Below are 13446 nucleotides of genomic sequence, written 5' to 3'. Positions count from 1 at the left end.
GTGTTCACCTGTCGTCGATCTGCCGGTTGCTGCGCGAGGCGACGCGTCCCCGGCGGAGGTCGCCGGCGTGGACCCGCATGTCGTCCCGGCGACGCTTCTCGGCGTCCTGGGAGGACCGCAGCTGGTAGGGCACGGAGATGACCATGACGCCGGGGGTGAAGAGCAGGCGTCCCTTGAGCCGGAGCGCGGTCTGGTTGTGGAGCAGCTGCTCCCACCAGCGCCCGACGACGTACTCCGGGATGTAGACCGCCACGACGCCACGAGGGCTGGCTCGCCGGATCTCCTGGGTGTACTCCACGACCGGGCGCACGACCTCGCGGTAGGGCGAGTGCAGCACCTTGAGGGGGATGTCGAGGTGTCGCTCGTCCCACTCCTCCAGCAGCCGGCTCGTCGCCTTGGCGTCGATGCTGACGTAGATCGCCTCGAGGACGTTCGGGCGGGTGGCGCGGGCGAAGGCGAGGGCACGCAGCGTCGGCTTGTGGAGCTTCGACGCCAGCACGATCGCGTGCACCCGGGTCGGCATCACCTTGTCCTGCTCGTCGGCCGCGAGCTCGAGCTCGACGCGCGCGTAGTGGCGTCCGATGGCCTGCATGACCAGGAAGAAGAAGCCCATCGCCAGGATGGTGATCCACGCACCGGCGAGGAACTTGGTGATCAGCACGATCACGAGGACGACGGCGGTCATCCCCAGGCCGAAGGTGTTGATGGCCCGCGAGCGCATCATCCGGCGGCGTACGGCCGGGTCGCGCTCGGTGCGCAGGTGGCGGGTCCAGTGGCGGATCATGCCGAGCTGGCTGAGGTTGAAGGAGACGAAGACGCCGACGATGTAGAGCTGGATGAGCTTGGTCGTCTCGGCGTCGAAGATCCAGATCAGCAGGATCGACATGGCCGCCAGGAAGACGATGCCGTTGCTGTAGGCCAGCCGGTCGCCGCGCGAGCCGAGCGACCGGGGCGCCAGGCCGTCCTGGGCCAGGATCGAGCCGAGGACCGGGAAGCCGTTGAAGGCCGTGTTGGCTGCGAGCACGAGGATGATGCCGGTGACGGTGAGCACGAAGTAGAAGCCCGGCGGGAAGTGGTCGAACACGCCCGCGGCGATCTGGGCGATCACCGGGTGCTGCTCGTAGCCCTCCGGCACGGCGGCGCCGGCAGCCGTCCTCAACCGGTCGAGCTCGTGCGGGTCGACGTACTTGATCGCCATCTGGTTGGCGAGCACGATCACGCTCATCATCATCGAGATCGCGATCATGCCCAGCAGGAGCAGCGTCGTCGCGGCGTTGCGGCTCTTCGGCTTGCGGAAGGCCGGCACGCCGTTGCTGATCGCCTCGACGCCGGTGAGGGCGGCACACCCGGAGGAGAACGCCCGCGCGAGCAGGAACATCAGGGCGACCTGGGTGAGCGGCTGCTCCCATCCCGGCGAGGGGTCGATGACGAGGTGGGCGCTCTCCGCCTCGGGGAGGTCACCGGCGAGCAGGCGCAGCAGCCCGTAGGCGCACATGCCGAGGATCGCAACCATGAAGAGATAGGTGGGCACCGCGAAGAACGAGCCCGACTCGCGCACGCCCCGCAGGTTCATCGCGGTCAGGAGCACGACCGCGACGACGGCGACCGTCGCCTCGTGCCCGATGAGGAAGTTGAGGGCTCCGGCGGCGTACTGCGCGGCCGAGGAGATCGACACCGCGACGGTGAGCACGTAGTCGACGAGCAGCGCGCTCGCGACCGTCACGCCGGCGTTGCGGCCGAGGTTGACCGTCGCGACCTCGTAGTCACCGCCGCCCGAGGGGTAGGCGTGCACGGTCTGCCGGTAGCTCGCGACGACGGTGAGCATGACGACAGCGACCGCCAGGCCGATCTTCCACGACCAGACGTACGTCGACGCGCCGGCGACGGCCAGCATGATGAACACCTCGTCCGGCGCGTACGCCACCGAGGAGAGCGCGTCGCTGGCGAACACCGGCAGCGCGATGCGCTTGGGGAGCAGCGTCTCTCCCAGCTGGCTGCTGCGGAGCTTGCGGCCCAGCAGGATCCGCTTGGACACGTCTCCGACACTCACGGGCGCGAGCCTAGACCCGCAGCGGCCGATATCCCCGCTGGGATACGGTTCTGGCGTGCACGTCGTGATCATGGGTTGTGGCCGCGTCGGTTCGACGCTCGCCCGAAGCCTCGAGGACCGCAACCACACCGTGTCCGTCATCGACAGCGAGCCCGACGCCTTCCGGCGTCTCGGCCCGGAGTTCAACGGCGACAAGATCACGGGCTACGGCTTCGACCAGCAGGTGCTGGAGAAGGCCGGCATCCGCCGCGCCGACGCCTTCGCCGCGGTCTCCAGCGGCGACAACTCCAACATCATCGCCGCGCGTGTGGCGCGGGAGACGTTCGGCCTGCAGCAGGTCGTCGCGCGCATCTACGACCCCGGTCGCGCCGAGGTCTACCAGCGCCTCGGCATCACCACCGTCGCGACGGTGAAGTGGACCGCCGACCAGGTGCTGCGCCGCATCCTGCCCGCCGGCGCCGAGCCCGACTTCCGCGACCCGTCCGGCACCATCCGGGTCGACCACATCCCCGTCCCCGAGGTCTGGGTCGGCAACCGCACGGTCGAGTTCCAGATGCAGTCGCGCAGCCGGATCGCGTGGATCGACCGCCTCGGTGAGGGCATGCTGCCCACCCGCGAGACCGTCCTGCAGGAGGGCGACATGCTGCACATCGTGATCCGCGAGGAGAACGCCGCCCACGCCTACGCCGTGCTCGAGGCCGGCCCCGACGACGACTGAAGGAACACCTGAGACATGCGCGTCGCCATCGCCGGAGCCGGAGCCGTGGGTCGATCGATCGCCCGGGAGCTGATCGAGAACGGTCACCAGATCCTGCTCATCGACAAGAGCCCGTCCGCGATCCGCCCCGAGCGGGTCCCCAACGCCGAGTGGCTGCTCGCCGACTCCTGCGAGCTGTCCTCCCTCGCCGAGGCCCAGCTCGGCAAGTGCGACGTGGTCATCGCCGCCACCGGTGACGACAAGGCCAACCTGGTCACCTCGCTGCTGGCGAAGACCGAGTTCGGCGTCCCGCGCACCGTCGGTCGCGTCAACCACCCCAACAACGAGTGGCTCTTCACCGAGGCCTGGGGCGTCGACGTCAACGTCTCGACCCCGCGCATCATGTCGGCGCTCGTCGAGGAGGCCGTCTCCATCGGCGACCTCGTCCGCCTCTTCACGTTCCGCCAGGGCAACGCCAACCTGGTCGAGCTGACCCTGTCGGCCGACTCGCCCTACGTCGGCACGCCCGCCGGGCTGGTGCCGTTCCCCGACAACTGCGCACTGGTGACGATCCTGCGCGACGGCCAGGTCTACACGCCCGAGGCGGAGCAGCCGCTGGAGTCCGGCGACGAGCTGCTGTTCGTCGTCCCGGCCGAGGTGGAGTCCGAGCTCGAGCACCTGCTCTCCCCCGGGCACCACCCGGGCTGACCCCGCTGAGCCGGGCTGATCCGGAGCCGACGTCTCAGGCGGGCGCGGCGTCCGGGTCGACGGGCGTCCGGTTGCGGGAGAGCAGCCAGATCATCGAGCCGAGCGCCGCGAGCTGGAGCGGCCACCCGAGCGCGATCTTGAGCACGCCGAGGGCCGCCACCGCGGCGTCGGGGTCCATCGAGCCGGAGTTGCCCGCCAGCCAGATCGGCGCCTGGATGGCGACCCGCAGCACGCACGGGGCGACCAGCAGCCACGTCAGGCGGCTGCACAGCCTCACGACTTGCTTGTCCTTGTGCCACGCGGTCGGGTCGCCCGTGATGCTGCCGACCATGAAGCCGACCAGCGGCCAGCCGATCAGGCACGTGAACGCCAGCACCACGGCGTACCCGCCGTTGTAGAGGAGCCCGGGCAGGAAGTAGGCGAGCGCCTGCTCCTGCTCGGAGCCGCCGGACTGGGCGGAGCGGAAGACGAAGAACCAGCCGATCCCGATGCCGAACAGCGCGTTGAGGACGAACTGGACCGTGGAGCGCTGCACCAGTCGCACGACCAGCAGCACGAGCGCGGCGCCGATGCTGACCGACAGGGCGAGGTCGAGGTTGCTCGCCGTCAGCCAGGTGACGGTGAACAGGATGGTCGGCACGGCTGCCTCGGCCATGCCCCGCCGGCCGCCGAGTGCCTTGGCGAGCTGGCCGCGGACGACCGCCTCGACCGTGTCGGTGGAGGGGGTGCCGGTGCCGGTGGCGCCGCTCACGGGCGCAGCTCGTATCGCGGGTTGAACATGATGGGCACGCCGCTCTGGCGCCCGATGCAGCCGGCGACGATCACCGACCGGCCGGGGTCCACGCCGGTGATGCGACGGCGACCGAGCCACACCACGGTGATGACGCCGGAGCCGTCGTCGAGCTCGGCCTCGAGGGCCGGCACGCCGCCCCGGGGGCGGAGGGTGACGGTGCGCAGCACCCCGCTGACGACGACGTGCTCACGCTCGGGGGCGTCGGCGATGGCCATCGCCTCGTCGGTCGCGTGGGACAGGCGCAGCTCGCGCTGGTGGGCCTCGGAGCTGTCCGCCCAGCGGGAGAGCGCCTGGCGCAGCCGGCTCTTCTCGGCCATGAGATCACCTGACCCGGCGGGCGTCGTCCGGCAGCGTGACCGGCAGCGGCTCACCGACGGGCATCGCCTGGTCGCCGCGGCGTACGACGATCTGGGCGAGCGCGTCCTCCCAGTCGGGGGCGGAGTCGGGGTCGACGGCGGGGCGGCCGAGGAAGGACGCGCGCAGCATCCACCGGTCGCCGTTGACGCCGATGATGCGCGACGGCTGCGTCGCGGTCGTGCCGTCGGGGCGGCGGACCGGCATCTGGCAGACCAGCTCGGTGCCCCAGCGACCCTCGCGCTCGGTGGCCTGGCCACCTCGCCGTGCCATGTCCTCGGCGATCTGGGGGCGGACCTCGGACCACAGGTCGCCGTTGCGGGGGGCCGCGAAGGCCTGGAACTCGCAGGCGCCGTCGGAGCCCGCCAGCATGACCGCGCGGACCTGACCGCTCTGCTCGTCGACCTGGAGGCGGAGCTCCCGGTCGGCGATCGGGGGCACCAGTACGGATCCGAGGTCGGCCCGGTCGATGCCGTCGCCCTCGACCTGGGACACGTCGAACGGGCCGGTGCCCGCTTCCGGCCCGGCGCTGGCCTCCGCGGCGTCCCCGGCGCTCTCTGCGGCGGTGTCCGCGGTCGCCGGGGTCGTGCCTGCCTTGCGGCGGAACTTCACGTCAACACTCCTTCGATCAGCGCTCGGCCGAGCGCGGTCCGGCTCCGGGGCGCGAACCGGTACCTGTAGAACCGTAGCCCCCGACGCCCCGGACCGACTCGGGCAGCACCCCCACCTCGACGAACCGCGCGCGCTCGAACCGCTGGACCACGAGCTGGGCGATCCGGTCACCGCGGCTGAGGCTCACGGCCTCGACCGGGTCGTGGTTGATGAGGAGCACCTTGATCTCCCCGCGGTAGCCCGCGTCGATCGTGCCGGGGGTGTTGACGATCGACAGGCCGTGACGGGCCGCGAGGCCCGACCGCGGGTGCACGAGCGCGACGTAGCCGTCCGGCAGGGCGACACCGATCCCGGTGGGCACGAGGGCCCGCTCGCCCGGAGCGAGGTGGACGTCGACGGTGGTGTGCAGGTCGGCGCCGGCGTCGCCCGGGTGCGCGTACGACGGCAGCGGCAGGTCCGGGTCGAGGCGGACGACGGCGATGTCCAGGTCGGGTGACGGCTCTGGGGTCGGCTCTGGGGTCGGGTCGTGGTCGGGCACGAGGAGTGAATCTATAGGCTCTGCGCCGTGGACTACGCCGAACGCCTCACCGTTCCGCTGCGCTGGTGGGTGCAGGGCACGATGTTCGTTGCGTCCCTCTGGCTGGCCGTCCTCGCCGCCACCCCCGAAGCCGTCGCGTGGTCCGTGACGGCTGTGGCGATGGCCGTCCTGGTCGCCCTGTTCATCGGCTACGGACGGCCTCGGGTGTCGGTGGACGGCACGACCTTCCGGGCCGGTCGGGCGCACATCCCGCTGGACCTCGTGGGTCCCGTGACCGCCCTCGACGCGGACGCCGTACGACGTCAGGCGGGCGTCGACGCCGACGCCCGGGCCTACCTGCTGCTCCGTCCCTACCTCAAGCGCGGCGTGCGGGTGGACATCGCCGACCCGGCCGACCCCACCCCGTACTGGCTGGTCAGCTCCCGTCGGCCGGACGCCCTCGTCTCAGCCTTGGAGGCGGGGCGGACCCGTCGAACCGCTGGGTAGGGTGCGGACATGGCTTCTTCGTCCACGGACAGCTCCAGCAAGGTCTACTCGGCGTTCTCCCTCGTCGCTGCGCTCGGTGCAGCGGCCCTGGTCAAGAAGGGCCTCAACACCTCGTGGCGCGCGGCCACCGGCAAGAACCCGCCGGCCAACCCCGCCGACCCCGACGTCAGCATCGGCGAAGCCGTGATGTGGGCAGCCGTCAGCGGCACGATGATCGGCGTGGCCCGCATGCTCGCCAGCCGCCGCGCGGCGCACTACTACGCCAAGTCGACCGGGCACCTCCCCCCGCAGCTGCAGAAGGACGACCAGGACGCCTCGAAGGCTCCCGCAGCCCAGTCCTGACGAGGGCCTCCTGAACGCGGCGGCCGAACTCGGCCGACGCTCGACCCCAACCCTCGCGACGCCTCCACCTCCACCTGCACCAGCCCAGTCCGGCAGGCACTGGCCAGTGAGTCTCCTGCCGACTCAGCTCCCGGCGGCCCGGCCCTGGCCCGTGAGTCTCCCAGCGACTCAACGTCGCAGCGGCGACGCCCGACTTCCGACCGACCCGTGAGTCTCTGAGCGACTCACTGGTCAGTGCAGGCGAAACGGGGGTGTCGTGGGACTGGGCGGCGCGGTCGCGGGCCACCAGTCGTCCACAGCGCACCCCGGGCGCGCCCTGAGGCCCCGGTTGTGGATGGCCTGCCGCGGGCGTCCGCTGTGACGGGTTTGCTCCTCGTGACGACGACAGGGCCAGGGCAGGAGACGGGATCGCGATGGACGGTACGACGCCGCAGGTCAGGCCGGCGGACCTGACCGAGGACGAGCTCCAGTGGCTCCACATGGGACCGTTCGACGGCGGTGTGGCGGGCCTGGTCCGTCGGATCAGGCGGATCCTCGACGTCTCGCAGCGGGGCCTCGCCGAGCTGCTCGGGTGTCCCAGTCGGCCGTGGCTCGCTGGGAGACCGAGCGCACGAGTCCGCGGGTGAGCGTCCTGCAGCAGATGCTGCGGCTGGCCGGCGTCACGGTCGCGCTCCACGACCGGGACTCGGGCGAGCGGGTCGAGCCGATGCGGGCCGACGGTGCGCGCACGCGCGGCGGGAGCCGCTTCCCCGCCCACGTGGACCTGCGGGTGACCGGGTGGTGGGTTCCTCGCGCGTTCCGGCGGATGACGAGCATCGACTACTTCACCAGCGTCGACCGTTCGCGCCGGCTCGGTCTCCCGTCGATCCGCTACCGGACCTCCAGGTACGCCAAGCGGATCGAGCGGATGCTCCACGGGACGCCCGTCGACCATCCCGCGACGCGCCAGCTGAAGGCAGAGGCAGTGCACCTCGACGAGCTGCGGGAGGCCAGGAGACCGAGGTCTCGGCCGGTCCCGGGTGCACCCCGCGGAGCGCCGTGGAGCGGGCGGACGAAGTGGACCGGCGGACGCGGCCCCAACGGTCGCGGCAGCCCCACATGACGGAGCGCCCGCCCTCGCAGGGAGGAGCGGGCGCTGTCGAGCAGGACGTCGGGTGCCGGACTCAGATGCAGTCGCGGCAGATGAGCTTCTTCTCGTCGGCCAGCTGCGACCGGTGGTGCACCAGGAAGCAGCTCATGCAGGTGAACTCGTCGTCCTGACGAGGCATGACCTCGACGGCGAGCTCCTCGTGCGAAAGGTCGGCACCCGGGAGCTCGAAGGACTCAGCGGCCTCGGTCTCGTCCTCGTCGACCTTGCCGGAGTTCTTGTCGTGACGTCGGGCCTTGAGCTCCTCGATGCTCTCCTCGCTCTGGTCCTCCTCGGACTTGCGTGGTGCGTCGTAGTCGGTGGCCATCAGTTACCTCTCCCCATGCTGTGGACCCGTTCCGCCGGATTGCGACGGGACGTCCCAGTTGTGCGCGTCGTCGGCGCCAGATTGTGCACCATGAACCGGTTCCGTGGTGAGCCGGTCCGCAACGTGTCGCCTGAACAGTGGGTGACGTCTCCCTATTCCCACCTCGGCGGGTGTCTGCGAGCCACCCGGAGGGGCGGTCGTCAGGCGAGGAACCCCGCCTTGCCGAGAGCGGCGACGAAGTCGTCCCACCCGTCGACCGGGGCGCCCACCACCACGTTGCGCACAGGGTACGACCCGATGGTGAAGGTGCCGTCGCGCAGCTCGAAGCGGCCGCCGGCCTCACGCAGGACGAGGCCGCCCGCGGACCAGTCCCAGGGTTGGGGCCCGGCCTCGACGTAGCCGTCGCCGGACCCGTCCGCCACGTGGCACAGGTCCAGCGCGCAGGAGCCCATCCGGCGGATGTCGCGGACCTCGGGCAGCAGCGCCGCCACGCAGCCGGCCTGGTGCTCGCGCACCTCGCGCTGGTAGCCGAAGCCGGTCAGCACCAGCCGCTCGGCCAGCGGTGGCGAGGGCCGGACGGAGATCGGCGCGCCGTCGCGCGTCGCGCCCTGGCCGAGCGCGGCGGCGTACTCGACACCGGTCGGGATCGTCACCACGGCCCCCGCGACCACCTCGCCGTCGACCTCAGCCGCCACGGACACTGCGCAGTCGGGCAGGCCGTAGAGGTAGTTCACCGTGCCGTCGATCGGGTCGAGGACCCAGCGCACCCCGGAGGTGCCGGGTCGGTCGTCGCCCTCCTCCCCCAGGATGGCGTCGTCGGGCCGTGCGGCGACGATGCGCGAGCGCAGCAGCTCCTCGACCGCGCGGTCGGCCTCGGTCACGACGTCGACGGCGCTGGACTTGGTGTCGGCGACGTCGACGCCGCCCCGACGCATCTCACGCGCCAGGACTGCGCCCTCGTGGGCCAGGGAGCGGGCCAGGTCGCGCAGCTGCGTCGGCGCCGCCGAGGCGTCGACCGTCACGAGTCGGCCCCGCAGAGGGCCGGACGCGGGCCACGCGGGTTGGGGCAGCAACCGGCCCCACAGATGTCGGGACCGGCCGGCAGCGAGCCGAGCGCCGGGCGCGCCGGCGACTCGCCGCGCTCGGCGGCGGCCCGCTCGAGCACGAGGTCGCGGACCATCTCCACGAAGCGCGGGTCGGTCCCCGAGGTCGCGGCGCGCACGGCGCGGATGCCGAGCCGCTCGGCGGTCGCCATCGCCTCGGTGTCGAGGTCGTAGATGACCTCCATGTGGTCGGAGACGAAGCCGATCGGCACCAGCACCACTTGGCCCACGCCGTCGCTGGCCAGCTCCTCCAGGTGGTCGTTGACGTCGGGCTCGAGCCACGGCGTGGAGGGTGCACCGGACCGGGAGCAGTAGACGAGGTCGTGGCGGTGGGCGCGGCCCGTGGCGGCGCGGACCCGGTCGGCCACCTCGTCGACGGCGCTGCGGTGCTGCTTGACGTAGGCGCCCCGCGGCTGCGCCTCGGCCTCCGGCGGTGCCCCGCTGGTCTCGGCCATGGCCGTCGGGATCGAGTGCGTCACGAACACGAGGTGGGCGGCCTCGCCGTTGGTCGGGAGCTCGGCGAGCGCGGCGAGGCAGGCGTCGACGACGGGCTCGAGGAAGCCCGGGTGGTTGTAGTACTGCCGCAGCTTGTCGAGGCGCGGCGCACCGTCGGTCTGGTCCACCGCGTCCCAGAGGTTCTCCCGGTACTGCCGGCACGACGACCACGACGAGTACGCCGACGTGGCGAACACCGCCGCACGCTGGACGCCGTCCGCGGTCATCTGGGCGAGGGTGTCGGCGAGGTAGGGGTCCCAGTTGCGGTTGCCGAAGTAGACGGGCAGGTCGATGCCCTGGTCGGCGAAGTCCTTCTCCAGTGCCGCGATGAGAGCGCGGTTCTGGTCGTTGATCGGACTCTTCCCGCCGAACAGGAAGTAGTGCTCCCCCACCTGCTCGAGGCGCTCGCGTGGGATCCCCCGTCCGCGCGTCACGTTCTCCAGGAACGGAACCACGTCCTCGGGCTTCTCAGGACCTCCGAAGGAGAGGACGAGGAGGGCGTCGTACGGCTTCACGTCGGGGTGACCCGCAGGATTCATGCAGCCAGAGTAGAGCGGCCTACCATCACGCTCGTGCTCGACTCCTACCGCCGGGTGCTGGCACGCCCGGGCGCCCTGGCCTTCAGCAGTGCCGCCCTCGTCGCCCGGCTGCCCATCTCGATGGTCGGCCTCGGGATCGTGCTCCTCGTCGAGGGCCGCACCGGCTCCTACGGGCTGGCCGGAACGGTCTCGGCCGTGTTCGTCCTGGCCGAGGCCGCCTTCGCCGTGCTGCACGGCCGCTGGGTCGACCACTACGGCCAGTCGCGGGTGCTCCCGGTCGCGATCTCGGTGTTCGGCGCCGGGCTCGCGCTGATGATGCTCGCGGTCGAGCAGGACTGGCCCCGCGCCTGGACGTACGTCTTCGCCGCCGTCGCCGGCGCGGCGCTGCCCCAGGTCGGCGCCAGCGTCCGCACGCGGTGGGCGTACCTGCTCGACCGCCCGGACGAGAAGAACACCGCCTTCGCGCTGGAGGCGGCGCTCGACGAGGTCGTCTTCGTCATCGGACCGGTCGTCGTGACCCTCCTGGCGACCGGCTGGCACCCCGTCGCGGGACTGACCTGCGCCGTCCTCACCGGGCTGGCCGGCACCTTCGCCCTCGCGGCACAGCGCAGCACCGAGCCACCGGCCGGGCGTACGACGGCGACGCAGGGGCCGCGGCCGCCGATGCCCTGGCGGCTGGTGCTGACGCTCGCGCTGGTCTGCCTGACCCTCGGCAGCCTGTTCGGTGCCGCCGAGGTCACCACGGTCGCCTTCGCCGAGGAGCAGGGACACCCCGGGGCGGCCGGCTGGCTGCTCGCCGTGTGGGCCATCGGCAGCCTCGTCGCCGGTCTGGCCACGGGTGCGATCGCCTGGCGCAGCGGACCGGAGGCGCGGCTGCGGTGGGGCGCGGCGGCCATGGCGCTCGCGATGGCGCCGCTGTTCCTCGTCGACTCGGTGCCGCTGATGGCCCTCCTGCTGCTGCTCGGTGGGCTGTCGATCGCGCCCACCATGATCGGGGCGATGACGATGGTCGAGCAGGGCGTCCCCTCCCTGCGGCTGACCGAGGGGATGGCGGTCCTGCACACCGGCATCGTGGCCGGCGTCGCCCCGGGCGCGACGATCGCCGGGTTCGTCGTCGACCACAGCGGCGCGTCCGCGGCCTACCTGGTCGCGTTCGGTGGCGGCGTCCTCGGGGCACTGCTCGCGCTGACCGCGCGCCCCGCACCCGTCATGGCCCCTAGTCTGCGCACATGAGCCCTGCGGTCCACGGTCACCTCTGGCGCAACTGGTCCGGACTCGAGGAGGCGGTCCCCCGCCACGTCGAGACCCCCACGTCCGTCGACGCGGTCGTCGACGCCGTACGACGCGCACGCGACGCCGGGACGACGGTCAAGATGACCGGCACCGGGCACAGCTTCACCGCGATCGCCGCGCCCGAGCACACGCTGCTGCGCCCGGAGGGCCTGCAGGGCGTCCTCGCCGTCGACCGCGAGGCGATGACCGTCACCGCCCGCGCCGGGACGCCGCTGAAGGACCTCAACCTGACCCTCGAGCGGCTGGGGCTGTCGCTGCACAACATGGGTGACATCGCCGAGCAGACCTTGGCGGGCGCCACCTCCACCGGCACGCACGGCACCGGGGGCGTCGCCGCCGGTCTGGCCGCGCAGCTCGCCGGGCTGGAGCTGGTCACCGGCACCGGCGAGGTCGTGCGCGCGACCCGCACCGAGAACCCCGACGTCTTCGACCTCGCCCGCGTGGGCCTCGGCGCGCTGGGCATCCTGACCAGCCTGACCTTCCACGTGGAGCCGCTCTTCGTCGTCGAGGCCCACGAGCAGCCGATGACGTGGGACCAGGGCCTGGCGACGTACGACGAGATGGCGGAGGACGCGCACCACCTCGACCTGTACTGGTTCCCACACACCGACCGCCTCATGGTCAAGCAGAACGTCCGCACCGACCTCGAGCCCGGCGAGCAAGAGCCTCCGTCACGCGTCGCGGCCTGGTGGGAGGACGAGCTGATGTCCAACGCCGCCTTCGGCGCCCTGTGCCGCGTGGGCTCGCGCGCCCCGGCCCTGGTCCCCCGGATCAACCGCGTCGCCGGGCGCGCGCAGTCCGAGCGCCGCTACAGCGACCTGGCCCATCGCGTCTTCGTCACGCCGCGGAGGGTCCGGTTCCGCGAGATGGAGTACGCCGTCCCACGGGAGGTCGGTCTCGACGTGCTCCGCGAGTGCCGGCGGCTGATCGACGCCAGCGACTGGCGCATCGCGTTCCCGGTGGAGGTGCGCACCGCGCGGGCCGACGACGTCGCCCTGTCGACCGCCCACGGCCGCGACAGCCTCTACCTCGCCTTCCACGTGCCGGCCGACACCGACCACACGGCGTACTTCGGCGGTCTCGAGCCGGTCCTGCGCGAGGCGGGTGGCCGTCCCCACTGGGGCAAGGTGCACACCCGCACAGCTGCCGACCTGGCGCCGGCCTACGACCGGTTCGACGAGTTCCTCGCGCTGCGGGACCGCCTCGACCCGGACCGCGTCTTCGCCAACGCCTACCTGCGCCGCGTCCTGGGCGACTGAGGCAGGGACGCGGCGTTCAGACGTTGGCGGGGCCGCGCGGCATGGGCGCGCTCCAGCCGCGCACCAGCGCCAGGAGCCGCCACACCAGGCAGGTGGCGAAACCCACCGACGCCACGACGGTGACCGGCAGGTCCGTGCGGTCGAGGAGCACGGCAGCGACCGCGCCCGCCAGCGCCGGCGTCGCGTACAGGTTGCCCTCGAACACCACCGGCACGTGGCCGGCGAGGACGTCGCGCATCATCCCGCCGCCGATGCCGGTGACCATCCCCATGAGCGCTGCCGGCACCGGGCCCAGCCCGTACTCGACCGCCTTGAGCGCACCCGTCACGCAGAACAGGGCGAGGCCCACCGCGTCGAAGACGGTGACCACGCGCTCCAGGCGCCCGACGGCGGGGTGGAACGCAAAGGTCAGGAGACCGGCCGCGACGGGGGCGAGCAGGTAGCGCCAGTCGGTGAGCGCCGCCGGCGGGGTGGCGTCGATCAGCACGTCGCGGATGAAGCCGCCGCCCAGGCCGGTGACACCGGCCAGGACCAGCGCGGCGAAGATGTCCAGGTTCTTGCGGACCGCGACGAGCGCCCCGGTGACCGCGAAGACGAAGATGCCCACCAGGTCGAGCGCGACCAGCGTCGTGGCGAACTCCGTCTCGGGCACACCGGAAGCCTAGGGCGCGCCGCGGGCGCAACCGTGCTCGGGCATGCCGCTGGCGTAGGCTCGAGCGACCA

General features: G+C 72.1%; 16 protein-coding genes. 7 read left to right on the top strand and 9 right to left on the bottom strand.

What is annotated here, in order from left to right; all coding sequences use genetic code 11:
- Positions 1–4: 4 nt before the first annotated feature.
- Positions 5–2050: an APC family permease gene (locus AC3A3L_RS15785; protein ID WP_487640986.1), complete on the bottom strand. Its 2046-nt coding sequence runs from the start codon at positions 2048–2050 to the stop codon at positions 5–7.
- A 55-nt stretch (positions 2051–2105) separates the two neighbouring features.
- Here AC3A3L_RS15785 and AC3A3L_RS15780 point away from each other — a divergent pair, with 55 nt between their 5' ends.
- Positions 2106–2768: a potassium channel family protein gene (locus AC3A3L_RS15780; RefSeq protein WP_487640985.1), complete on the top strand. Its 663-nt coding sequence runs from the start codon at positions 2106–2108 to the stop codon at positions 2766–2768.
- A 15-nt stretch (positions 2769–2783) separates the two neighbouring features.
- The gene (locus tag AC3A3L_RS15775) at positions 2784–3455 is read left to right on the top strand and encodes a potassium channel family protein (protein WP_191195723.1); all 672 of its coding nucleotides are present in this window, start codon (positions 2784–2786) and stop codon (positions 3453–3455) included.
- Positions 3456–3489: 34 nt separating this feature from the next.
- On the opposite strand, the gene AC3A3L_RS15770 is transcribed toward AC3A3L_RS15775, so the two are convergent.
- The 4 genes from AC3A3L_RS15770 to dut are packed head-to-tail and all read right to left on the bottom strand — an operon-like array spanning position 3490 to position 5701.
- Positions 3490–4206, bottom strand: coding sequence for a DUF3159 domain-containing protein (locus AC3A3L_RS15770; RefSeq protein ID WP_487640984.1), 717 nt, complete (start codon positions 4204–4206; stop codon positions 3490–3492).
- Complete coding sequence (locus AC3A3L_RS15765; protein WP_487640983.1) at positions 4203–4565, bottom strand: OB-fold nucleic acid binding domain-containing protein; 363 nt, start codon at positions 4563–4565, stop codon at positions 4203–4205. Before AC3A3L_RS15765 ends, AC3A3L_RS15770 begins: the two co-directional genes overlap by 4 nt.
- A gap of 4 nt (positions 4566–4569) precedes the next feature.
- Complete coding sequence (locus AC3A3L_RS15760; RefSeq protein WP_487640982.1) at positions 4570–5214, bottom strand: DUF3710 domain-containing protein; 645 nt, start codon at positions 5212–5214, stop codon at positions 4570–4572.
- 16 nt (positions 5215–5230) lie between these two features.
- Positions 5231–5701 (bottom strand): dUTP diphosphatase, encoded by a 471-nt coding sequence (gene dut / locus AC3A3L_RS15755; protein ID WP_487641201.1) that lies wholly within the window; start codon positions 5699–5701, stop codon positions 5231–5233.
- A gap of 78 nt (positions 5702–5779) precedes the next feature.
- Here dut and AC3A3L_RS15750 point away from each other — a divergent pair, with 78 nt between their 5' ends.
- The 3 genes from AC3A3L_RS15750 to AC3A3L_RS15740 all read left to right on the top strand — a co-directional run bounded on the left by AC3A3L_RS15750 (position 5780) and on the right by AC3A3L_RS15740 (position 7682).
- Positions 5780–6238 carry a DUF3093 domain-containing protein gene (locus AC3A3L_RS15750; protein ID WP_487640981.1) on the top strand — a complete coding sequence of 153 codons (459 nt, stop codon included), beginning with the start codon at positions 5780–5782 and terminating at the stop codon, positions 6236–6238.
- Positions 6239–6247: 9 nt separating this feature from the next.
- On the top strand, positions 6248–6580 hold the full coding sequence (locus AC3A3L_RS15745) for a DUF4235 domain-containing protein (protein WP_487640980.1): 333 nt from the start codon (positions 6248–6250) through the stop codon (positions 6578–6580).
- 622 nt (positions 6581–7202) lie between these two features.
- Positions 7203–7682: a hypothetical protein gene (locus tag AC3A3L_RS15740; RefSeq protein ID WP_487640979.1), complete on the top strand. Its 480-nt coding sequence runs from the start codon at positions 7203–7205 to the stop codon at positions 7680–7682.
- A 61-nt stretch (positions 7683–7743) separates the two neighbouring features.
- Here AC3A3L_RS15740 and AC3A3L_RS15735 read toward each other — a convergent pair whose 3' ends face one another.
- The 3 genes from AC3A3L_RS15735 to AC3A3L_RS15725 form a co-directional block, all read right to left on the bottom strand.
- Complete coding sequence (locus tag AC3A3L_RS15735; RefSeq protein WP_056600397.1) at positions 7744–8034, bottom strand: DUF4193 domain-containing protein; 291 nt, start codon at positions 8032–8034, stop codon at positions 7744–7746.
- A gap of 200 nt (positions 8035–8234) precedes the next feature.
- Positions 8235–9056 carry an inositol monophosphatase family protein gene (locus tag AC3A3L_RS15730; protein ID WP_487640978.1) on the bottom strand — a complete coding sequence of 274 codons (822 nt, stop codon included), beginning with the start codon at positions 9054–9056 and terminating at the stop codon, positions 8235–8237.
- A complete protein-coding gene (locus AC3A3L_RS15725; RefSeq protein WP_487640977.1) occupies positions 9053–10171 on the bottom strand; it encodes a ferrochelatase in 1119 nt (372 codons plus the stop codon). The genes AC3A3L_RS15730 and AC3A3L_RS15725 overlap by 4 nt, the downstream gene beginning before the upstream one ends.
- Positions 10172–10204: 33 nt before the next feature.
- Here AC3A3L_RS15725 and AC3A3L_RS15720 point away from each other — a divergent pair, with 33 nt between their 5' ends.
- Both AC3A3L_RS15720 and AC3A3L_RS15715 read left to right on the top strand, forming a co-directional pair.
- Positions 10205–11404, top strand: coding sequence for an MFS transporter (locus AC3A3L_RS15720; RefSeq protein WP_487640976.1), 1200 nt, complete (start codon positions 10205–10207; stop codon positions 11402–11404).
- On the top strand, positions 11401–12723 hold the full coding sequence (locus AC3A3L_RS15715; RefSeq protein ID WP_487640975.1) for a D-arabinono-1,4-lactone oxidase: 1323 nt from the start codon (positions 11401–11403) through the stop codon (positions 12721–12723). The genes AC3A3L_RS15720 and AC3A3L_RS15715 overlap by 4 nt, the downstream gene beginning before the upstream one ends.
- Before the next feature lie 16 nt (positions 12724–12739).
- Here the strand turns inward: AC3A3L_RS15715 and AC3A3L_RS15710 are convergent, their stop codons facing one another.
- Positions 12740–13375, bottom strand: a complete 636-nt coding sequence (locus AC3A3L_RS15710) for a trimeric intracellular cation channel family protein (protein WP_487640974.1) — start codon at positions 13373–13375, stop codon at positions 12740–12742.
- Positions 13376–13446: the final 71 nt, after the last annotated feature.

Source organism: Nocardioides sp. Soil_C_8 (assembly GCF_057656315.1).
Note: the sequence above shows the minus strand (reverse complement) of the source record. Positions and strands in the feature narration are given on the sequence as shown.